Consider the following 23,080-nt stretch of genomic DNA (forward strand, 5'->3'; position numbering starts at 1 on the left):
TTAATCCCAATGCGGTGCGATGCCTTTCGGGCTGGTCAAGCGCTGGCCACGATCCAGGCTTGCAATCAACGCCATGTCGGCCTCGCTCAATTGCAGGGCACAAGCTTGCAAATTGCTTTGCAGGTTGGCGCGTTTGGTAGAGGAGGGGATGACCGCGTTACCCAGCTGCATGGCCCAGGCCAGTGTGACTTGGGCCGGGGTTGCCTGAAGACGATCGGCGATTTGCTGGATGACCGGGTCTTTCAACACTTCGCCGTAGGCCAAGGTCATGTAGGAGGTGATCTGGATGCCTTGGTGCTGGGCAAACTCGACGACCTTGCGGTTTTGCAGGTACGGGTGCAGTTCGATCTGGTTGGTGGCGATGTTCTCGGCACCGACCGCTGCAATCGCCTGCTGCATCAGGTCGACCGTGAAGTTGGAGATGCCGATCTGCCGGGTCAGGCCCAGTCGTTTGGCTTCGAGCAAGGCGCCCATGAACTCCTCGACCGGCACTTGATCTTCCGGGGACGGCCAGTGGATCAGCGTCAGGTCCAGGTAATCGGTCTGCAGTTTGCGCAGGCTCTCTTTGAGGCTGTCAATCAACCGGTCTTTGGCGAAGTTGGCGACCCAGATTTTGCTGGTGATGAACAGCTCTTCACGGGCGATACCACTGGCGGCAATGGCCTCGCCGACCTCGGCTTCGTTTTCGTAGATTTGCGCGGTGTCGATCACCCGGTAACCCAGCGCGAGGCCGGTGCTCACCGAATCGATGACCACCTGGCCTTGCAAGCGAAAGGTACCGAGACCGAATGCGGGAATAGACATCAATGACTCCAGGGGTTGCAGTGGCAATGGACAGGAGTATCCCCGGCTGCCTCCCTGGGAAAAACAGCTGGATGGGCAAAGCAATGTTTACCGCAAGTCATGAATCGTTGGCAGCCTGGGGGATTGTTGGTGTCTGGTCGGGCGCCTTCGCGGGCAAGCCTCGCTCCTACAGGAATTTGCTAGATTTTGTAGGAGCGAGGCTTGCCCGCGAAGGGAGCGCCTCGGTCCTGAAGCTTACCCCCGAGCTTCAAGAATCATGCAAGTGGTCGACCCGGTCGCATACAACCGCCCATCCACATCATAAATCCGCCCCTCGGCCAGCGCGGTAGAACGGCCCAAATGCACAATTTTGCCTTCGGCCCGAACCGGTCAACGCGCGGACGTAGCTGATGCGCAAGTCCAGCGTCGTGTACCCCTGGCCCTTCTTCAACTGAGTGTGAATCACGCAGCCCATGCACGAATCCAGCAAGGTCGCCGCGTAGCCGCCATGCACGCTGCCCAGCGGGTTGTAATGCCGCGAGTCCGGCGCGCCCTGGAAAATGAACAGCCCGGCCGACCATTCAATCGGGATGAAGTCCATCAAGGCGCCGATGGGTGGTGAAGGCAGTACACCGTCGCCGATACCCTCGAAAAACTCGGCGGGCGACAGCGCGCTGACCTCGGCCATGGACAAACTGCCAGGGCCAGCCAGACGCGAGCGCATGGCCTGTTCCTGGGCGATCCATTGGGCGAGGGTGGCGTCGCGGTTGGGGCTTTGCATGAGGATGTCCTCAGGCGGGAGCGGATATTATGGTTGTAATCCGCATCGATATTATGTCCGAAGTAAAAACTCCGCCAGCCCCGTGTGTCGCGTTATCAAGCGATATCGCTGAGGTTGAATTCCTCGCCTAAAAAGTCGATCAACGCTCTGACCGAGGGCAGCAATCCGCGACGTGACGGAAAGATCGCGTGCACGATTCCGCACTTCGGCGCCCAACCCGACACCAGTTCAACCAATCGCCCGGCCGCGATGTCATCGCGCACCACCACGCTCGGCAGGTGCGCAATGCCGATCCCGGCGAGCACGGCGTGGCGCAAGGCCAACAGGTCATCGGTGACCATGCGCGGTGCGTGTCGAATCATCGCGCTGGCGCCGTCCGCGCCGAACAATTCCCACTGATATTCACGCTGCGCCGCTCCCCAGTGCAGGCTCGGCAAACCGCTGAGGTCGGCCGGGGAGGCGGGCGACGACAGGTGTTCGCCAAAGGCCGGGCTGCCCACCAGGCACTGCGTGCTGTTGCCCAGCACCTTCATCACCATGTCGGTGTTTTCCAGCGGTGGAAAGCGCACCCGCAGGGCAATGTCGAATCCCTCGTGGATCAGATCGACCCGGCGGTTGGTGCTCTCGATGAACAACTCCACTAACGGGTACTTGAGCATGTAGCGGGTCAGCATCGGCCCGACCCAGGAGTTGAGCAGCGCCGTCGGGCAACTGATGCGCACCAGCCCTTGAGGTTCGGAGCGATTGCGTTCGATGAGTTCGGCGGCGCTTTCCGCCTCCACGCGCATGGCCAGGCAGCGCTGGTAATACGCCTGGCCGATTTCGGTCAGCGAACAGTGCCGACTGGTGCGGTGCAGCAGGCGTACACCGAGGCGCTCTTCAAGCTCGGCAATGCGTCGGCTGAGCTTGGATTTGGGCATGTCCAGCGCCCGCCCGGCCGGGGCGAAACCGCCGTGTTCCACCACTTGGGTGAAGTAGTACAGGGTGTTGAGGTCTTCCACCATCGTTCTCCAGGTAGAACGCCAAGGCTTATTTTTGCAGTCTAGTGCATCAAAGGCTGCGGTTTTAAGCTTAATCCATCGCGTCAAACAACGAATTTGGAGGCAGGATGAAAAACATCATCGGTATCTACACCAGCCCACGGACCCACTGGGTCGGCGACGGTTTCCCGGTTCGCACGCTGTTTTCCTACGACAACCTGGGCAAACACATCAGTCCGTTTTTGCTACTCGATCATGCGGGCCCTGCTGAGTTCACCCCGACCACCGAGCGTCGTGGCGTTGGTCAGCATCCACACCGCGGGTTCGAAACCGTAACTATCGTTTACAAGGGCGAACTGGAGCACCGCGACTCTACCGGCAGCGGCGGCAAGATTGGCCCTGGCGATGTGCAATGGATGACCGCGGCGTCGGGGATTCTCCATGAAGAATTCCACTCCGAAGGGTTCGCCAAGAGCGGCGGCACCCTGGAAATGGTTCAGCTGTGGGTCAACCTGCCGGCCCGGGACAAAATGGCCGATGCCGGTTATCAGACGATTCTCGATGGCGACATCCCGAGCATCCCGCTCAAGGACAAGGCCGGCAGCCTGCGCTTGATCGCTGGCGAGTTCGAGGGGCACACCGGCCCGGCGCGCACGTTTACGCCGATCGACGTCTGGGATCTGCGCCTCAACGGCGGCAAGCTGTTGACCCTGGATCTGCACGACGGTCGCAACACCGCGCTGGTGGTGCTGCGCGGCACGGTTCAGGTCAACGGCCAGGAACTGGTGCGCGAAGGGCAGTTGGCGTTGTTCGAACGCGATGGCCATCAGCTCAGCCTGGAAGCCAATAACGACGCTGTGGTGTTGCTGCTCAGCGGCGAGCCGATCGACGAACCGATTGTCGGCCACGGCCCGTTCGTGATGAACAGCGAGCAAGAAATTCATCAGGCCTTTGCTGACTTCCAGTCAGGCCGGTTCGGTCGGATGAGCGATTGAACACTTTGTTGTACTGCGCTGGCGTGCCGGACTTGGGGACTACCCTTGCCTGGCCGCGTTTAACCCACATCAGGATTCATTCAAGCCGGCCCGTTCGGCATCGATAAAAAGCGAGGATTACTCCCATGACTACTTCTTACAGACGTCTCGACAAGGATAACGCCGCCGTTCTGTTGGTCGATCACCAGGCGGGTCTGCTTTCTCTGGTGCGCGACATCGAGCCGGACCGTTTCAAGAACAACGTGCTGGCCCTGGCCGACCTGGCCAAGTACTTCAAGCTGCCGACCATCCTCACCACCAGTTTCGAAACCGGTCCGAACGGCCCACTGGTGCCTGAAATCAAGGCGCTGTTCCCGGACGCGCCTTACATTGCCCGTCCCGGCCAGATCAATGCCTGGGACAACGAAGACTTCGTCAAGGCAATCAAAGCGACCGGCAAGAAACAGTTGATCATCGCCGGCGTGGTGACCGAGGTTTGCGTGGCTTTCCCGGCACTGTCGGCCCTGGCTGAAGGCTTCGATGTGTTCGTGGTGACCGACGCTTCCGGCACCTTCAACGAACTGACCCGTCAATCGGCCTGGGACCGTATGTCGTCCTCCGGCGCGCAATTGATGACCTGGTTCGGCCTGGCCTGTGAGCTGCATCGCGACTGGCGCAACGACGTGGAAGGCTTGGGCACCTTGTTCTCCAACCACATCCCGGACTACCGCAACCTGTTTACCAGCTACAACGCCCTGACCGACAGCAAATAACCCTGACAACACTCATCCCCTGTGGGAGCGGGCTTGCTCGCGAAGGCGGAGTAACATTCAACGACTAAGTTGACTGTTACACCGCTATCGCGAGCAAGCCCGCTCCCACAGTTTTTTGTGGTGTTATCAAATCCGCAATTGCTCCTACACTGTGCCCATCCGTACATGGCTGGAGTTGCTTGATGCTGTCACTGCTTACCGATCACCCATTGATCTGCGCGATGATTTTGATCCTTATCGATCTTGGGCTATGGCGCCTGCTCAGTGCCAATGGCAGCAACTGGAAACTGGTCGTACGGCTGGTGATTTTCGCGCTGTTCAGCGTCTTACTGTTCAACGAAGGCTTGAACCCGCTGGAGCCGGCACCGTGGGCCGATAACGTGCCGCTGCACCTGGCGGCCACGGGTTTGCAGATCGGCTGGTGGCTGTTCGGCGCGCGTACTTTGACCGTGCTGATCGGTGCGGTGATGATGCAACGGGTCGGGCACACCGGGCGGTTGCTGCAGGATTTGCTCGGTGCGGTGATCTTTTTGATCGCCGTCATCGCCGCCCTGGCCTATGTGCTTGAACTGCCGGTCAAGGGCGTGCTCGCCACCTCCGGTGCGTTGGCGATCATCGTCGGCCTCGCCTTGCAAAGCACCCTGAGCGACGTGTTTTCGGGGATCGTCCTCAACACCACCAAACCCTATCAACTGGATGACTGGATCTCCATCGACGGCACCGAAGGTCGGGTCACCGACATCGACTGGCGCGCCACACGCCTGCAAACCTCCCAGGGCAGCATGGCGGTGATTCCCAACTCGCTGGCGGCCAAGGCCAAGATCATCAATTTCAGCCGACCGAGCGATATGTTCGGCGTCTCGATCAGCCTGCAACTGAGCCCGCACGCGCGCCCGCAAACGGTGCTCGACGCGCTGGAGCGGGCGATGCAGGGTTGCCGTTTTCTGTTGAACAAACCGGCGCCGAACGTATCGTTGAAAGGTTCCAGCGCCAGTGGCGTGGAGTACGAAATCAGCGGGTTCGTGGTCTCCATGGATCAGAAGCGCATGGTCCGCAACCTGCTGTTCGACCTGGCGTACCGACACTTGCAAGCGTCCGGTGTCAGCCTGTTGTCGAGCGTCGAATCCAACGCGCCTGCCGAGCTGTCACGGCCACGGGCGCTGCTGGACAGCTCGAACATTTTCTCGACCCTGCGTCAGGAAGAGAAAGACACCTTCAGCCAGAACATGAAGCTGCAAACCTTCCGCGCCGGTGAAATGATCTTGCCGGCGGGGGAGGTCAGCGATCACCTGTTCATCATCGAATCCGGCGTGGTCTCGGTGCAATTGAGCCGTGGCGGGATCAAGTTTGAATCCGGGCGCATGGGGCCGGGCGAGGTGATCGGCGAGGGCGGGGTGTTGTCCGATACCGCGCTGCCGGCAGAGTTCAGCGCCAAGACCGCGTGCAGCTTGTACCGGATCGAGAAGGACTACCTCAAACCGTGCCTGGATGCGCGTCATGACATCAGCGAAGCGATGAAGGCGTTGCTGGATTTCCGCTTGCACAAGGCGCAGTCCCTGACCCAGGAAGTGCCGAAGGTGGTAGCGAAGAAAGGGTTTTTGCAGTGGTTGCGTAACCGGGCTTAGTTTTTTTGGTGGATGGCCGCTACGCGGTTCGCGGGCAATTCGGATCGCCGCCCGCTCGCTCCTACATGAGATCGCGGACTCCTGTAGGAGCGAGCGGGCGGCGATCCGACTTGCCCGCGAAGACGGCAACAGGCCCGCCGCAGAAGTTGCGAATCAGCAATCCACGGTCGCCAAATCCTTCAATGGCCTCCTCGACTTCTGAGATATTGGCTATTTGTCATCGACGCCGTCAGGACTAACGTAGCTCCACCCCCACTTGCTATTGGAGTCCACCATGAAGCCTCGCATCGATTTCTACACCGCATCCCCAGACGCACTCAAAGCCATGATCGCGCTGGAAACCGCAGTGTCGAAACTGCCGCTGGAAAAAACCCTGATCGAGCTGGTCAAGCTGCGCACCTCGCAAATCAACGGCTGTGCCTTTTGCCTGGATATGCACAGCGCTGATGCCCGCAAGGGCGGTGAAGACGAGCGCCGTCTGTACACACTGTCGGCCTGGCGTGAAACGCCGTTCTTCACTCCGCGTGAACGTGCGGCCCTGGCGTGGACCGAATCCCTGACACTGCTGAGCCAGACTCACGCACCGGATGAGGACTACGAACTGGCGGCGTCCGAGTTCAGTCCGAAGGAACTGGTCGACTTGACCGTGGCAATTACCACCATCAACGCCTGGAACCGTTTGGCAGTCGGTTTCCGCAAAATGCCTCAAGCCTGATCAGTGAGCGTCTGCTGACGGCGCGGCCGGTGGTTGCACCTTGCGCATCAAGGGCACCATCGCCGTGGCGGTGCGAAAGCAGATTCAACATCAAAGCGGCGGTCGATCAAGCTGTTGCCGATTGTTTCAAAGCTGTTACAAATGACAGCTGATTGCCTTATACTGCGAACGAATATCATTTATAAAGATGGATCTTTATGCGGTTCGCTGTTTTTTTTCCTGTACGGTTGGTTGGTTCAATAGCGGTATTGGTTTTTGCGCTGAACACTGCAGTTGCCAAGGATGATGGTACCGATTCCTCGATCACGATCGAGAAAGATGTTCGAACCCATGTCATCAACGCAGATGGCAGCTTTGTCGCCACCAATGACATCGTGGTGCTGATCAACGAAGAGCGAGCCATCAAGGCCTATTCGCAACGTCCGTTGACCTACAACCGAACACTGGAAAGCCTGGATGTCGTTGAGGCTTACACCCAGAAGCCGGATGGCCGGAAAGTATCGGTCAAGGCTGATCAGATCAAGGAACAACAAGAGCGTGGCTCCTCCGATGCGCCGATGTTCCAGGACACACTGGTCAAAGTCGTCATCTTTCCTGAAGTCGCTGTCGGCGATCGCCTAATCATTCAATTCAAGACACATCGCACCACTGCCTTGTTCCCCAAGCAGTTCGAGGCGCTGTCCTACCCTGCATTTCACCCTACCGAGCAATACACCCTTGTTTATGACTTGCCGCAAAGCATGCCATTGCATGCCGATGCCCGAGGCTTCAAGGCCCACGATCCTGTGGTTGCGGCGGGACGCAAAATATATCGCTGGGACTACATTCCCGGCAAAAAAGATCGTATTGAAAGTGGCTCCGTCGCCTATCAGGATTATGGTCAATATCTGACAGTTTCGACGTTCGCTGACTTCAAAGTCTTTGCCGAGGCCTACGACGCTCGGGCGAAGAGTCGTGTGACGGCAGAAATCGGTGAGCTGGCAAAAACGATCACAGCCAATCTCGATAACCCTCGGGACAAGGCCATTGCCTTGAGCGACTGGGTGCGAAAAAACATCCGATATGTCGCAGTCTATGTTGGGGCGGGTGGCGTTGTTCCAAACCCTGTCGACACCATTCTGGCCAATCGCTATGGGGACTGTAAGGATCACGTAGTGTTATTGCAGTCGTTGCTCGACGCGGTGGCTATAGAAAGCACGCCTGCGCTTATCAACTCTGGTAATGCCTATACCTTGCCCAAGGTTCCGACCCTTGGTGTACTTAATCATGTCATCACCCATATCCCGAGCCTGGACCTTTATCTGGACTCAACCGCAGAGGGAATTGCGGGCGGTTACCTGCCTATTTTTGACCTGGATAAACCCGTCGTTTTCAGCAAGCCAGGAACACTGGGACGTACACCTGCTACCCAGGAAGGAAAGGTTGAGAGCAACACGGTGTACAAGGTTAGCGTCAACGGTGATGCCGACTTTACTCACTCATCTCGAATCACAGGCTGGGCGGCAGAGTTCAATCGTTACGCCATTAACTCCATGAGCCCTGTTGATCGAAACCAGTTGGTGCAAAACGTTCTGGCGAGCTACGGGCAGACAGGTAAAGGAGCGTTCAGCGCGACCGAGCTTGAGGCGAGCGATAACGAGCTTTCAATAAAAATGGTCGGTCGTTCGGAGAACCTGGTTGGCTTTCCAGGACCCACGGGCGTTTCCACGATGAGTAGTTTCGCGGGTGGCATTGCACAAAACGTTTTTGCTTTCGCAGCCGAGAGCGATCGTGTTCAGGCCTTTACCTGCATCTCGGGAGTGACAGAAGAGCAGGCGCGCTTTGAGTTTGCAAAAGAGGTCAGTATTGTCGCGGTGCCTAAGTCGATAACTTTGCGCCATGAAAAAATTGAATACAGCTCAACATACTCGAAAGAGCCTGGGGCGGTGGTCGTCCGTCGCCACATGAAGTTTAACAACCCCAGCGCACTGTGCAGTTCCGATGATTTCAAAGGCATGAGTTCGGTTATTGGCTCAATGGTAAGTGATTTGAAATCACAGATTGTGGTTCAAACTCAATAGCGGGATAAGAAAAAAGGCAGAATCTTTAATTTCTTTTTGGTTTAAATAATCAAGAGTTGTATTCGTTTTTCTGCGTTTTTTACATGTGTATAAGACAATTATTTGTTTCGTATGTCGTTGACTGTTGATGCCTTTTGTATTTTAAAATGGTCGGGCTAATAAGGCGGTGTATTCATAATTTATATTTATGATGGAGTTGTTGTTTGTCAGGGCGATGCGCCCTGCGGGAAACAATTTATTGGCTATGTATTTTTACAAGCTTGAAAATGCCGGCTCAGAAGATTGTTTGATGTTGCTAGAAAATTAAATACTAAAAAAGGAGAGTGCTAATGCGTGAGCTTTCATCGGCGGAAATCGAAGCTGTGAATGGTGCCTATGGAGTTCCGGGAGCTGTAGCAGGTGCTGCGGCTGGTGCGGCTGGATACGCGGGTTCAATGTTAGGTGGGGGGAAGTTCTCGGGTAGAGATTTTGCAGCGGCTACAGGTGCGGGAGCCCTGGGGGGAGCGGTGATGGGGCCAGCTGGTATAGCTAGAGCTTTCGCCGCATCTGGAGTTGCGTTTACAGGGGGGGTAGTTACTGGGAATGCGGGTCGACTTGATGCACACTAAACCATAAAGTCAAAAAGGCGTTTGAATAATAATTAGCTTTGCTTAAATTAAGATTTTTATTATTTTCACGCTTTTTTGTGTGCTAGGTCTATTGAGGTGGAGTATGTTGATATTAGTGTCGTGTGTGTTAAGTCTGGCGATGGCGTTTTTTTATAAGTCTGCAGTATGGCTGCTGCGAGTAAAATTCGGTGTCGCTGTTTCTGAAGCATACACTCATCTTGTTGTCCTGCCTATTATAGTTATTGTGGTCATAATGGTTGGTCCGTGGCTTACTGTCTATTTAGAGGGGGCTTGATGATGAAGCGATATTCTCTCAAATGTATTTCATGACGCTTCCTGGTGCGGCAGACTTGACTTCTCCATGATTCGTATTCTCGTACGTTTATGTCATTGTGTGCGGGCTGCTGTCAATTTATCTGGCTTACAAACGGTATATAAAATTACCTATGGGCACTGCAGTGACCTTTACAGTGATGATGGCAGTTATGTTGCCGCTCATCAAAATTTACTTAATTAAGTAGCTTGAGTGCAAAGCCCGGGCGTGCTTGTAACGTCCCGGGCCTTGTACTTTTCTCGTTGCTAGCATTTAACTCTATCTGCATTAGTTGTCTTGTTTTGGGGCTGGGCGGATGGTGGAATCAGGCGAGCTGTGAGTGCGGCGAAGATCCGATCGTTCGGGTATGAAAAATACTCTATTTGTTCTGCGTGAGTTCGCTAAATTGAAAATGCTGTTTGAGAGAGGCATAAGTCGTGCAGAAAGATAGTTTGTCTAACTTGCCGGAAGTAATGGTGGAGTTTTCTGCTTTTGAAGTGAGCGATACCCGGGTGGTGCTGTTTAATAAAGAACTCGCAATGGGGGGCGATGAGTGCCAAATACTGCGTGAATACAGCTATCGTGTCAGTTCGGCTGCGGAAAATTTAGAAAATGGCAGTGTTGACAGTAAGCTTTTTTTTGCTGAGCGTTATGGTGGTGAGTTCATCTCGAGAAACGGCGGCGGTGGTCGTTGTGGGTTTGATGGTTTATTTCAACTAAAGGGAATTGGAAGAACGCCGCTGGTAGGTGCGCATAATGATGCCGTTCATTCCAATGGAATGCTCGATTTGGAATCAGCAATCCATGAGGCCATTTGGGGGGAGGTCATCCAGATAGCCTTACCTTATGGTGCAGCCCGAACAGTGGCTGTGATAAGGCTTAACGAAAGCTTTGTACTTGACGGTAGAACTCATGCCAGGGCTTTGCTTGTTAGAGAGGCGGTTGTAAGGCCTGCTCATTTCGAGCGTGCAACTCTGTTTAAAGAAGACGTACCCTTGGGGGCGTCATTAAGCAATGATGCACGGCGCGTGCAGCGAGCCATGCAGCGTATTCATGAGTTCCTGCCTCAATCGCGTGATTCCGATTTTACGAATGCATCCAACTGGACATCAATCGATTCATTTAGATGCGGAATAGCCGAACTGGCAAGACGTTATGCAAGCCAGTTTGCAGTTGCACGATGTAAAAACATCATGCATATGATGATGTCATCTTCAAATTTGACGATAACCGGTGGTTGGCTGGACCTGAATAGTGTGACGGTTGTGTCGCCGATATCGGTTAGAGAGAAACGGCTTTTCAAACGCTTCGAGGCTGAGCATCTTTCAGCGATCAAAAGCATTGAAAATATTTGCTATTACGCAAAAAAATACTTGATGTTGTCTGACCAGTACACAAGTGGAGTTTTTAATAGCGCATTGGATGAGTTTCAGAAGTGCTACGAGTTAGAGATGAGGAAAAACTCGCTGATACGTGCTGGGTTTCCACATTTCGTAGTCGAAGCAATGGCAGGGACGGAAGAGTTCAAGCACTTCTCTGACGTGCTCATAATGTTGATGAAACAACAAACGTATGAGCTGGGCCTTGAAAAGGTTTTCGGCGGGTTGCGTTTTTTTTCAGTGCCAGAGCGTCCTTGTGTTAGAAATGTTTGCGTCGATAAAGCTGTATCAATCATCAGCATCGACTGGCGCGTTTCCGATCGTCACTTGAGTGATCAACTGGACCAGACGTTTGAATTATTTGTAGCGGCGACTCTGCGGAAAGCAAATGTTTCCATGAGTAGTTTGATACGTATTTTGAGCATAAATTTAACCAGGTTCTCTGTAACGCCTGTGCTTCTACAAAACGTTAAATTGTATGATTTTATAAAGGGATCAATTCGCAACGCGAATAGTGATTGGGATTTTAAAGAGCAGATAAATGCGTTGGCGTCTGAATCAAAGGATGCAGCGGACATATGCCTGAAGACAGATACGAAGTTAGCTGCGTTAATGTGGAAAAGTGGAGGCGATTTTATTGAGTATGACGGAGTTCTTGATGTGTTTCGTGTGAGGCATGAGGGCACTCAAAAGTTGGCAGCCTGGGCGCAACTCGTTGCGCTGTCAAAAGAACTTCCGATGGCAAAAAATGTTGTTGATTTCTATGGCCCGGTGCAGGAGGCTTTACGTGAAGTATGACATTGCGACTGAGTGCACAAACGCAAACACTAAAGAGCGAGCGACCTTGATAGGTTATGCCGTAATGGTGCTTTTGCAGTCAAAGAAATACTCGCTGTTTCAAGTGCTGACTATTCGGTATTGGATTGAACAGGCCATTGCACTGGGCCAGATAAAATTCTTCTTTGACTGGGATGGTACTCCGATTGGTTACATTACATGGGCGTACCTTGCAGAAGATGTAGAAAGCAGGTTGCAGGGTGATGAAAACTTCTTGTTGCATTTTTCGGAATGGAATGAGGGCGGTAATTTATGGGTGATTGACTTTTGTATGCCGACGGGGAATGTGAAGGAAGCGGCGCGTTATTTTCTTGAAGAGATACGATCATCTTACGTTGGGCGATTATCCTGGGTTCGCAGGGATTCGAGTTACAGTGTCAAAAAACTATGTCGGTACGACGTTGATAGTGGTGCTTTTGTATCTGAGCGTTTTAGACGTTAATCGCTGTGCCCGGAATTACTTTAATGGGAATGTGTTTTTTTGATTTGACGTTGCATGGCATGGTTGGGATTTTAGGTGTGTATTGTTTTCAAGGGGTGAGTTTTTGAATCGTCAATCCTCACTTTTCCGTGCAGAGGCACTTGAGTCGCGGAAGGTAAAGTGGATGGGAGAGGTGGTGTTGGTTCCTCCGTTGTCATTTACTTATCTCACTGCCGTTGCCGTTGTTCTGGCCTTATCGGTGATCATGTTTTTTGTTTGGGGAAGTTATACAAAGCGCAGCACGATTATTGGGCAATTACTACCTTCTTCCGGGCAAGTGAAAGTACGAGTTCCTCAATACGGTGTTGTATTGGAAAAGTTTGTGCAAGAGGGGCAGTTCGTCGAGAAGGGGGCGCGCTTGCTTAGTATTTCCAGCGAACGATATGGTTCAGATGCTCAGCCTGTGCAAGCGGAAGTCAGTGTCCAACTGCGCTTGCGACGGCATTCAGTGCTTGAGGCACTTGGAAAGCAAAAACTTCTCCAGTTCGACGAGCGTAAAAGTTTAGCCAGCAAGGTTGTCAGTTTGCAGGGAGAACTTTCGATTTTAGTCAGGCAAACCGCAAGCCAGCAAGAATTGGTGGCTCTGGCTACCGACGCTGCAAGTCGTTATAGCGGTTTAATGGAAAAAGGTTACATTTCCATGGATCAGCTTCAGCAGCGCCAGAGTGAGCTGCTGGGGCAGCGACAATCCCTCCAGTCTTTAGAGCGGGAGCGGACTGCGTTGCAGCAGCAGTTGGTAGAGCGTCGCAATGAGCTATCGAGCCTGGATTCCCGGCATGCCAATGAGTTGTCCAATCTGGAGCGCTCCTTGTCTCTTATTGATCAGGAAGTGGCGGAGAGCGAAGCCAAACGCCTGTTGCTTATCACCGCTCCCGAGTCGGGGATTGTCACGGCGGTCATGGCGGAGGTGGGCCAGACACTGGATGGTTCACGTGCCGTTATGAGCATTGTTCCGGCCAACAGCAAATTGATTGCAGAGCTCTATGCACCGAGCAAATCAATTGGCTTTATCAAGGTTGGGGATCCGGTCCTTGTTCGTTATCAAGCTTATCCATATCAAAAATTTGGGCAACACCATGGGCAAATACGGTCAATTTCACGGGTAACTATTTCGTCTGCCGAGCTGGCAAATATGAGCAGCAGCATTCCAGGGCTTGGTAAAGATGGCGAACAATTTTATCGCATTCAAGTCAGTCTGAAGGAACAGGGCGTTTTAGCGTATGGGGAGTTACGGGCGCTGCAGAATGGGATGTTACTTGAGGCGGATGTCCTTCAGGAAACTCGCCACCTTTATGAGTGGGTACTCGAACCACTCTATAGTCTCACCGGCAAGTTATAGGACTATTGATGATGGTTTTTGATTCAATAAACCTGAGGTTTGGAAAGCGCTTGCCCTTGGTTCTCCAGACCGAGGCGACCGAGTGTGGGCTTGCATGCCTTGCCATGATTGCTGCTTATCACGGTTATCATTCGAGCTTGATGGAGTTGCGGCAGCGATTCACGATTTCACTCAAGGGCACAACGCTGCAGCAGATTGTCCAAATTGCTCAACAACTTGAGTTGGGATCTCGAGCGGTAAGAGTGGATCTGGAGGAATTGGGTAAACTAAAACTACCGTGTATTTTGCATTGGGATTTCAACCATTTCGTGGTGTTGGAGTCGGTGAGTGGACAACGTGCCACGTTATTCGATCCCGCGCATGGCACACGTGTTTTGTGTATGGATGATATCTCTCGTTCATTTACCGGCGTCGCACTGGAACTTTGGCCTGAACATAATTTTGCCGTTCAATCAGTGCCTCCTCGCGTCAAACTGATGGGGATGTTAGGGCGCGTTAGTGGACTGTACCAATCCCTTGCTCAGGTCCTGTTGTTGACGTTGGCACTTGAAGTGTTTTCGTTGGTCAGTCCATTTCTTCTTCAATGGACTATCGATAACGTCCTTGTTAGCGAGGACAGGGATTTACTGACAACACTCACCATTGGCTTCGGTGTCCTGATGCTGATGCAGCAGTTGGTCGGGGCGGTCCGTGCATGGGTCATGATGCACATGAGTACACTGCTTAGTGTTCAATGGCGATCCAACGTATTCAGCCATCTGCTGCGTTTACCGACGCAGTACTTTGAAAAGCGCCATCTAGGCGATGTCGTATCGCGATTCGGCGCGGTCGACACTATTCAGCATACGCTGACCGCCTCCTTTTTTTCGACTGTTGTCGATGGTTTGATGACCATCGCCACGTTAGCCATGATGTTTCTGTACAGTCCTGCGCTGGCGAGTATTACTGTGGTCGCCATGCTTTTATATAGCTTGGGTCGTTGGGTCTGGTATCACCCACTGCGTAACGCAACCGCGGAGCAGATTATCCACACGGCGAGGCAGGAGAGCCATTTCCTTGAGACTGTTCGCGGTATTCGACCGCTCAAGTTATTCCAGCGTCTGCACGTACGCCAACAGACGTGGCTTGGTCTTCTGATTGAGCAAATAAATGCCGGGCTTCGGGCTCAGAAGTTGCAACTGCTGTACGTTCAACTCAATGGTTTACTGTTCGGCATGGAGAACTTGCTGACCCTCTGGATCGGTGCTCAGATGGTAATGGGTGGTCAGTTTACCGTGGGAGTACTAATGGCATTTGTCGCCTATAAAACACAATTTGTCAGCCGTGTAGGCAGCCTCATTGATAATCTGTTTGAACTGCACATGTTGCAACTGCAGGGGGAGCGGCTGGCCGACATCGTCATGCATCCACCTGAGGAAAATGCCGCGAATGTTGACAGTGAGGCACTACAAAAACGAGAAGCACATATCGATATAAGGGGGTTGAAATACCGCTATTCAGATCAAGAGACTTTTGTTTTGAATGGCGTGGATTTGCACATTAAAGAAGGTGAGTCAGTTGCGATCACTGGTGCGTCAGGGAGCGGTAAAAGTACTTTGATCAGTCTGTTGCTAGGTGTTTTCCCGCCCAGTGATGGAGAAATTAGCGTGGCGGGTTTGCCTCTTTCCCAACTGGGGACGAATGGACTCCGTGAGCTTGTCGGAACGGTCATGCAGGATGACGTGTTGTTTGCTGGGTCGCTCGCGGAAAATATCAGCTTCTTCGATTCTCAAGCGAATATGGACAGCGTCATCGAGTGTGCGCAAATGGCGGCCATCCATGACGATATTCAGGCGATGCCAATGGCGTACAACACCTTGGTGGGGGATATGGGGACCATTTTATCCGGCGGACAAAAGCAGCGAGTATTGCTGGCGAGGGCGCTTTATAAAAAGCCCCGAATTCTTCTCCTGGATGAAGCAACCAGTCATCTGGATGTCGCGTGTGAGGAGCGAGTGAACCAGGCAATTCGTTCTCTCCAGATGACACGGATTATTATCGCGCACCGTCCCGACACCATCGCTTCTGCCGATCGCGTGGTAATGCTGGATGCCGGAAAGATTGCGTGGGATGAGCCGGTTACCATTATTAGAGGACGGTCATCCGTTGCGCAGTCGAATGATGTGGCGGTGGAGGCTCCATGAACCGGATGTCTCGTGTTGTATTAAGTGCAACGTTGTTGTTCGGCTCGTCGTACTCGTACGCTTTTGAACACGATATCTTTGCCACAACTCAGAGTATCTCTAGCCAGCGTGTTCAGGATCTTGATGGGGTAAGTGTTCCATGCCTGTTTGCTCCACTGCCGGAGGAGCTTTCGCTGGAAGAAACAATTGAACGGATTCTATGCCATGACCCGCAAACGCGTCTTGCCTGGGCAGAAGCCAAAGCACAAGCCGCCAGAGTAGGCATAAGCAAGTCGGCGTTCTTGCCTAGATTGGACGGAAGTGTCAGCCGCTATCGAGGCAACAATAAAACAAGGTATGACGATTTTCCTGATCTCTCCAGTGACGGCGATACGCTTAACAGCACCAACCGACTTGGATTGAATTGGGTTCTGTTCGACTTTGGTCGTCGAGGTGCTGCGTTGCGTAACGCTCAGGAACTCTTGCAGGCGGCTAATGCTGATCAGAATGCAACGCTCCAGAGGACGTTTGTACTTGCTGCCCAGGTCTATTATGAGGCGCTGGCTGCACAACAAAGTTTAAATATCTCTACGTCGGTCGCAGACTTGGCGGCAGAAAATCTGAAGGCGGCCGATGCCAAATATAAATCCGGTGCGGCCGCGCTCTCCGATCGGCTCCAGGCTCAGACTGCTGCTTCTCAAGCGCGACTGCGTCAATTAAGAGATGCCGGTCACCTTCGAAAGACCATGGGGCTGATCGCGTTGTATATGGGGTTAGCACCGGAAACGTCGTTACGATTGAATGGGGATCTTACTCAGTTGCCCGACGTTCACTTCGTAAAGTCAGTGGACGAATTGCTGCAGCTTGCTCGTAGAGAACATCCGGCGTTACTCGCCGCTCAATCACGCGTCATTGCCGCAGAGGCGCTTGTTGATGAGCGCCGTGCGGCGGGCAGGCCGACGATTGCTTTAACTGCAAACCTTTCGCGTGCTCGTATTGATCAGTCAGAGGGACTCTATGGTGATACCCGTGAGCATGGCCGTAGCATTGGACTTGAACTGAAAATTCCTCTGTTTGAAGGCTTCGAGCGAAACTATCAGGTACGTAATGCGCGGGCTCGCGCAGAAGCCGAGCAAGCAGAGCTCGCTAGTACTGAAGAGCACATTTCCCTTGAAGTTTGGGGCAGCTATCAATCCTTGAATGTCGAAACTAAAAGTCTGGAGCAAATTGGCGAGTTGGTCAGGCAGTCTCGTCAGTCACTGGAAGTGGTGCAGGGGCGTTATCGAGCGGGCGTGGGCAGTATGTTGGAACTGCTTAATGCGCTGACGGCTTATGCAGCCGCAGAGGATCAGCATACTCAGTCTTTGAACGCCTGGCAGTTATCACGATTGAAATTGGCCGCAAGTCTTGGCCGTTTGGGATTTTGGGCTGTTAAATAACGGCGTTAAACCTAACTGGAGTGAAACCTGAAGTGCATGCAGTTTGAACTGAGGTTTGACTGTGGCAGACAGGCTTTAAGTAACCGCGTGCACTCTTATAGCTGTGCTGTCGTGGAATGAAATTAACCATTTGGGTATTGAGGCTGGCGATGGATTGTAAGTGTTCAGGAGGGATGCCGCCCCAAAAAAGCGGTAACTCGGTGAAAGAGATTTTTTCAGTCTTGTTTTTGTACTGGAAAAGTGAAGAACGGATGTTTGCATTGATTTCTGTTATTGCCCTGGTGGTCATATCGTTGTTGGGCGTGGTAACGGCACTGATAATCAATGAATGGTATAACCACTTTTACAATTCAATCCAGGAACTGGATATGAAGAGGTTTTACTCACTAATATTGATTTTTTTTGGCGTGATGATGTTTTCCGTTCTGCGCTCTGTGCTCGTGACCTATCTCATTGATATTATGGCGGTGCGCTGGCGGAAGTGGTTAACCGATTACTATCTGAGCGCGTGGATGGTGAACTATGCCCGTTGTGGGAAGCTTGAGGGCGGCGTGGATAATCCGGATCAGCGTATTGCCGAAGATATTAATAAATTCACCTATGAAACGCTTGATCTTGGCAGCGGCCTGATCTACGCGGTGACGAGCATCGTTTCATTTGGTGTTGTCTTGATTAATATATCCGGGGATTTGACGATTTTTGGAGTGGTCATTCCGTTTTATATGTTTTGGGCCGCTGTTTTCTACGCGCTGGGAGGCACCTACGCGATTCAAAAAATAGGTGCGAAATTGGCTTCTCTGAGTAACAAGCAACAATGTTCAGAAGCCGACTTCCGTTATTTTCTGGTCCGGTTTCGTGATCGGTCGAGCGTCGTGCCACTGTGCCCTGGGGGTGGCCTGGAAAAAGATCGCATCAGCGGTAAACTTGATGTGAGCCTGGCGAACATGCGAGAGATAATTAGTGTCAAGGTTCGCCTCTCTTTGTTTACTGAGTGTTATAGCCAGCTTTCACTGGTTTTTAGTAGTTTACTGGCGGCGCCACGCTTTTTTTCTGGAAGTATCTCCTTTGGTGACCTGATGCAAATCAATTCCGCTTTTGGAAATCTCTACGAAAATTTGAGTTGGTTTGTCAATGTCTACCCAAGGCTTGCAGACTGGAAAGCGACAACGGATAGGCTGACATCATTTCATCTATCCCTTAAGCAACTGCCTACGTTCGAATTGTCGAAAAGTGCCGAGAGAAGAGAGCGCGTCGAAGTTAATAGTTGATTGGAGGCTGTGCAGCCTCCAGTGATATGAATCGAACGTATACGCCCCAAGGCTTTCTCAATGCGCGTCTGCTGACGGCGCGGCCGGTGGTTGCACCTTGCGCATCAAGGGCACCATCGCCGTGGCAATGATGAAGCAGACCATGATCATCAGAAACGCGTCGCCGTAGGTCTGGGTCTGGGCTTCGCGATAGGTCAGCAGCCAGAGTTGATGCAGGCTGGCGGTGACCCCGGCGTCGCCGCCCTGGCCGAGGGCGGCGAAGTTGTTGCCCACCTGGGACAGCCATTGATTCAGTGATTCGTTGGTGCTGTTCAGGTGCTCCGCCAACCGGGTGAAGTGCAGGTTGGTACGGTCGTTGAGAATGGTCGCACACGCGGCGATGCCGATGGCGCCCCCAAGGTTTCGCATCAGGTTGAATAGTCCCGAAGCATGTTTGAGCCGAGCCGGCGCAAGTCCGCCGAGGGTCAATGTCACCGCTGGCGGCACCGCCAGTTGCTGGGCAATTCCGCGCAGTGCTTGCGGCAGCATCAATTCTTTAGCCCCCCAGTCATGGGTGATCGGGCTGAAATCCCACATCGACAGCGCGAACAGCCCAAGGCCGGTCATCATGATCCAGCGCAGGTTAATGCGATTGGCCAGAAAGGCGTACAGCGGAATCGCCATGATCTGGAACACCCCGGTGGAGAAAACCGCCAGACCAATGTCCAGCGCACCGTAGCCACGCACCCGGCCAAGAAACAACGGCGTCAGGTAAATGGTCGCGAACAGGCCGATCCCGGTGACGAATGAAAAGAAACAGCCGAGGGCGAAGTTGCGGTCTTTCAAGGCGCGCAAATCGACGATCGGGTTGGCTACGTGTAAGGTTCGGCCGATGAAGGCCAGGCCTGCCAGCCCGCTGATCCACGCGGTGGTCAGAATCGTGTTGTCACTGAACCAGTTCCAGCGCGGGCCTTCTTCGAGGGTGTATTCCAGGCAGCCGAGAAACAGCGCCATGAAAACCATGCTCAAATAGTCGGCGCCCTTGATCAGCGACAGTTCCGGCTGGTCGGTTTTCACCAGCATCGGCACCGCTACCGCGACGAAGATACCCGGCACCAGGTTGATGTAGAACAGCCAGTGCCAGGACGAAATGTCGGTGATCCAGCCACCGATCACCGGCCCCAGGGTCGGAGCCAGCGAAGCCACCGCGCCGATGGTCGCGGCCGCGATCACCCGTTGTTTGCCGGTGAAGAAAAAGAACGCGGTGGTGAACACCAGCGGGATCATCGAACCACCGAGAAAGCCTTGCAGGGTACGGAAGGCGATCATGCTCTGGATGTTCCAGGCCGCGCAGCAGAGCAGGCTGGCCAGGGTGAAACCCACCGCTGAAGCGCAAAACAGCCACCGCGTCGAGAACACCCGCGACAGCCAGCCAGACAACGGAATCACGATGATCTCGGCGATCAGGTAGCTGGTTTGCACCCATGCCGTTTCGTCGGTGCCAGCGGAGAGCCCGCCGCCGATGTCTCGCAACGAGGCGGAGACGATCTGGATGTCCAGCAGCGCTATGAACATGCCGATGCACATGGTGGCGAAGGCGAAGACTTTGGTCGCCGTCGCCATGCTGGCAGCATTGCGGTAGCTGCAGAAGAAGCGTTGCTCGCCAACCTCGACGCCACCGAACAACTGCAACACGCGGTGATCGGCCAGGCCTTTGCCGTCGCCCCGCAACAAGCCGCGCAAACCCTGTCGGTGTATTTCCTGGCGTTCGCCTTCGGCGTGGTGGTGTGGGGTCGGATGTGCGATCGCATCGGCCGTCGCCCCTCGATGCTCGCCGGCTTGGCGTTGTATGCCGGTGCCTCGGTGCTGGCGCTGAACGCCGGCACGTTCGAGGCGCTGCTGATGGCCCAGGCGCTGGCCGCATTCGGTGCGGCGGTGGGCTCGGTCGTCACGCAAACCCTGCTGCGCGACCGCTTCAAAGGCGCAGAGCTGGCGCAGGTGTTTTCAGTGATGGGCATCGCGCTGGCGGCCAGCCCCGCGATAGGCCTGTTCACCGGAGCGAGCCTGGTGCAAGCGTTCGGCTATCGAGGCGTGCTGGGATGCCTGCTGCTGTTGTCCTCGGCGTTATGGCTGTGGTGCCTGCGCACCCTGCCGGAAACCCGACCGCAAAACGTAAAGACACCCGCGCTGTTCGAGACGCTGTGGCGAATGCTGCAAGACCGCGATATCTGGCGCTCGACGCTGTTGGTGGCGCTGTTCAACATTGCCTTGTTCAGCTACTACAGCCTCGGCCCGTTCATGTTTCAACGACTGGGCTTGAGTGCGCAATGGTTCGGTTACAGCGGCGTGATTCTCGCCCTGGGTTCCGGCCTCGGCGCCTGGCTCAACAAACGATTGCTGGCTCGCGGGTTCAAGGGCCCGCAGCTGATTCGGCTCGCGGCAGCGTTGGCATTGTCGGGTGGAGCGGGCGTCTGGCTGATGCAGGACAGTGGTCTGTTTGTGCTGGCGATGCTGCTGGTGGTGCTGGCATTCGGCATGGCGATCCCGAACATCCTCGGCTCCGCTTTGGCCAACTATGGCGATCGACTGGGCACGGCCGGTGCGCTGTTTGGTTTGCTGTATTACCTGTTGATCGGCGGTGGGCTGATGCTTGCAGCCTGGGGCCAGGCGCTGGGCATAACGTTGGTGTTGTGTGGCGCGTTCGCCTTGTTGTTGGTGATAACAGCAAGCAAACCAATTGTTTAAAAAATGTAAGCGCTGTAGGACGCGTCTTGCATTTGTGTAGGAACGATCTGACTATCACTCGCATTGATGGGATGGCATTAAGCCATTTGATGATGACAAGGATGTTGAGTGCCGGATTCGTTTCGCGTTGTACCTCGTCGTAGATCCTCGCCTTGCACGCTGTTGTTGGCTTCGTTGTTGAGCCTGAGTGCTTCTGCACTCCAGGCGGCAGAGCCTTCCGCCCCAGGTCAGGAAGTGCTGCGCCAGCAACAACAGCAACAGCGCGATCTGCAACAACTGCAACTGGACCAGCGCCGTCGGCAACTGGAACGCGGCAGCTTTGGTCCGGCGCCGGTGGCGCCGGCCGTTTCCTCCAGTGTGCCCGCCGATGAACGCTGCTGGCCCCTAAGCGGCACGCGCGTGGGCGGCGTCACCCTGATCAGCAGCCAAACGCTCAACGAACGGATCAAGCCGCAACTGTCGTCCTGCATGGGCGTCGGCCAGATCAACCATCTGCTGGCGACCATCACCGGCCTGTATGTGGAAGCGGGCTACATCGCCAGTCGGCCGTATTTGCGCAGCGCGCCGGCAGCCGGGCAATCGCTGGATATTGTGGTCGATGAAGGTTACGTCGAGTCCATCGAACTGGCCGACCAGAGCCTGCCGGTGTCCCTCGGCGGGGCGTTCCCCGGAATGCTCGGCAAGCCGCTGTACCTGCGTGATCTTGAGCAAGGCCTGGATCAGTTGAATCGCCTGCGTTCGCTTGACCTGACCGCCGACATCGCCCCCGGCACCCAGCCCGGCGCCTCACGAATCATCCTGCGCTCGCGCACCAGCGGTCAGTCACGCTGGGCGTTGGGAATGGGCATCGACAACCTCGGCAGCGCCAGCACCGGGCGTGATCGCGACACCTTGAGCCTGAGCCTCGACAGCCCACTGGAACTCAACGACGCACTCAACCTGAGCGTCAGCGACACCCTCAATCACGGCGATCGTTACAGCCGCAACGCCAGCGTTTACTACGCCATTCCTTACGGTTACTGGACCTACAGCGTATTCGCCAGCCATGCCGAATACCGCGCGCCGTTCAAACTCAGCACCCTGGAATTCCACAGCACCGGCATCACCGACCAGCTCAGCGTGCGCGCCGACCGGGTGTTGTGGCGCGATCAAAGTCGTCAGCTCAGCGCCAACCTGCAACTGGCCCACAAAGACGTCGACAGTTATCTGGAGAACGTTCGTCTCGGTATCCAGAGCCCGACCCTGACCGTGGCCGAAGCCGGTTTGAATCTGTTCTGGCTCAACAGCGCCGTGTGGAATCTGGACGTCAATTACGCCCAGGGCCTGCGCTGGCTCGGTGCTGATGACGATGCACCGCGCCAGGTCAACAACCTGCCCAAGGCGCAGTTTCGCAAGTACCGCGCCGGCCTCAGCCAGTGGCGCAACGGCCAGTTCGGCGAGCAGACATGGCAGTGGCAAAGTCAGTTGAGCGTGCAGTACAGCCCCGATCCGCTGCCCGCCATCGAACAACTGCTCGGCACCGACGATTCCGCGGTGCGCGGTTACCGGGTCAACAGTGCGTCCGGGGCCAGCGGTGCGATCTGGCGCAACACCTTGCGTCTGCCGTTGCGCAGCGATTTGCCGGTGCTGGTCACCCCGCGCGTGGGCCTGGACAACGGCTGGATCAAGGCCGACCACGGCACCCAGGGGCAACGCCTGAGCGGTGCCAGCGCCGGGGTCAACCTGAGCTGGAAAAACCTGCAAGTAGACGTCGATTATCAACGCAGCCTCAACACCCCCAGCGGTTTAAGGCATGAGCCAGAGACCTGGCTAATGCGCGTGGGGTTGCAGATATGACCA

At 54.5% G+C, this 23,080-nt stretch carries 16 protein-coding genes and 1 pseudogene; 13 read left to right on the forward strand and 4 right to left on the reverse strand.

The window, feature by feature from the left end; all coding sequences use genetic code 11:
* The 3 genes and pseudogenes from dkgB to ACYZTM_RS25140 form a co-directional block, all read right to left on the reverse strand.
* Entirely contained in the window at positions 1-804 is an 804-nt protein-coding gene (dkgB, locus tag ACYZTM_RS25130; protein ID WP_131059848.1) for a 2,5-didehydrogluconate reductase DkgB, read from the reverse strand.
* 234 nt (positions 805-1,038) lie between these two features.
* Positions 1,039-1,564: pseudogene (locus ACYZTM_RS25135) on the reverse strand (PaaI family thioesterase).
* Between the two features lie 95 nt (positions 1,565-1,659).
* Positions 1,660-2,568 carry a LysR substrate-binding domain-containing protein gene (locus tag ACYZTM_RS25140; RefSeq protein WP_131059851.1) on the reverse strand — a complete coding sequence of 303 codons (909 nt, stop codon included), beginning with the start codon at positions 2,566-2,568 and terminating at the stop codon, positions 1,660-1,662.
* A 104-nt stretch (positions 2,569-2,672) separates the two neighbouring features.
* On the opposite strand from ACYZTM_RS25140, the gene ACYZTM_RS25145 reads away from it, so the two are divergent.
* From ACYZTM_RS25145 to ACYZTM_RS25195, 11 genes are all read left to right on the forward strand, one after another.
* Entirely contained in the window at positions 2,673-3,539 is an 867-nt protein-coding gene (locus ACYZTM_RS25145) for a pirin family protein (RefSeq protein ID WP_131059852.1), read from the forward strand.
* A gap of 125 nt (positions 3,540-3,664) precedes the next feature.
* Complete coding sequence (gene ycaC / locus ACYZTM_RS25150; protein WP_461985212.1) at positions 3,665-4,291, forward strand: isochorismate family cysteine hydrolase YcaC; 627 nt, start codon at positions 3,665-3,667, stop codon at positions 4,289-4,291.
* Between the two features lie 182 nt (positions 4,292-4,473).
* Positions 4,474-5,916, forward strand: coding sequence for a mechanosensitive ion channel domain-containing protein (locus ACYZTM_RS25155; RefSeq protein ID WP_461985214.1), 1,443 nt, complete (start codon positions 4,474-4,476; stop codon positions 5,914-5,916).
* A gap of 274 nt (positions 5,917-6,190) precedes the next feature.
* Positions 6,191-6,631: a carboxymuconolactone decarboxylase family protein gene (locus ACYZTM_RS25160; protein ID WP_461954933.1), complete on the forward strand. Its 441-nt coding sequence runs from the start codon at positions 6,191-6,193 to the stop codon at positions 6,629-6,631.
* Between the two features lie 197 nt (positions 6,632-6,828).
* The gene (locus tag ACYZTM_RS25165) at positions 6,829-8,691 is read left to right on the forward strand and encodes a DUF3857 domain-containing transglutaminase family protein (protein ID WP_461985216.1); all 1,863 of its coding nucleotides are present in this window, start codon (positions 6,829-6,831) and stop codon (positions 8,689-8,691) included.
* A gap of 1,358 nt (positions 8,692-10,049) precedes the next feature.
* Positions 10,050-11,789, forward strand: a complete 1,740-nt coding sequence (locus tag ACYZTM_RS25170; RefSeq protein ID WP_461985218.1) for a hypothetical protein — start codon at positions 10,050-10,052, stop codon at positions 11,787-11,789.
* Entirely contained in the window at positions 11,779-12,270 is a 492-nt protein-coding gene (locus tag ACYZTM_RS25175; RefSeq protein WP_461985220.1) for a toxin-activating lysine-acyltransferase, read from the forward strand. Before ACYZTM_RS25170 ends, ACYZTM_RS25175 begins: the two co-directional genes overlap by 11 nt.
* Before the next feature lie 163 nt (positions 12,271-12,433).
* Positions 12,434-13,648: an HlyD family secretion protein gene (locus tag ACYZTM_RS25180; protein WP_461989205.1), complete on the forward strand. Its 1,215-nt coding sequence runs from the start codon at positions 12,434-12,436 to the stop codon at positions 13,646-13,648.
* An 8-nt stretch (positions 13,649-13,656) separates the two neighbouring features.
* The gene (locus ACYZTM_RS25185) at positions 13,657-15,831 is read left to right on the forward strand and encodes a peptidase domain-containing ABC transporter (protein WP_461985222.1); all 2,175 of its coding nucleotides are present in this window, start codon (positions 13,657-13,659) and stop codon (positions 15,829-15,831) included.
* A gap of 5 nt (positions 15,832-15,836) precedes the next feature.
* Positions 15,837-17,249, forward strand: a complete 1,413-nt coding sequence (locus tag ACYZTM_RS25190; RefSeq protein WP_461989206.1) for a TolC family protein — start codon at positions 15,837-15,839, stop codon at positions 17,247-17,249.
* Between the two features lie 116 nt (positions 17,250-17,365).
* Entirely contained in the window at positions 17,366-18,517 is a 1,152-nt protein-coding gene (locus tag ACYZTM_RS25195; protein WP_461985224.1) for an ABC transporter ATP-binding protein/permease, read from the forward strand.
* Positions 18,518-18,574: 57 nt separating this feature from the next.
* On the opposite strand, the gene ACYZTM_RS25200 is transcribed toward ACYZTM_RS25195, so the two are convergent.
* Entirely contained in the window at positions 18,575-20,119 is a 1,545-nt protein-coding gene (locus ACYZTM_RS25200; protein WP_461989207.1) for a DHA2 family efflux MFS transporter permease subunit, read from the reverse strand.
* A gap of 33 nt (positions 20,120-20,152) precedes the next feature.
* Here ACYZTM_RS25200 and ACYZTM_RS25205 point away from each other — a divergent pair, with 33 nt between their 5' ends.
* Positions 20,153-21,241, forward strand: a complete 1,089-nt coding sequence (locus ACYZTM_RS25205; RefSeq protein WP_461985226.1) for an MFS transporter — start codon at positions 20,153-20,155, stop codon at positions 21,239-21,241.
* A 108-nt stretch (positions 21,242-21,349) separates the two neighbouring features.
* Entirely contained in the window at positions 21,350-23,077 is a 1,728-nt protein-coding gene (locus ACYZTM_RS25210) for a ShlB/FhaC/HecB family hemolysin secretion/activation protein (RefSeq protein WP_461985228.1), read from the forward strand.
* Positions 23,078-23,080: the final 3 nt, after the last annotated feature.

Source organism: Pseudomonas sp. MDT2-39-1 (assembly GCF_054898085.1).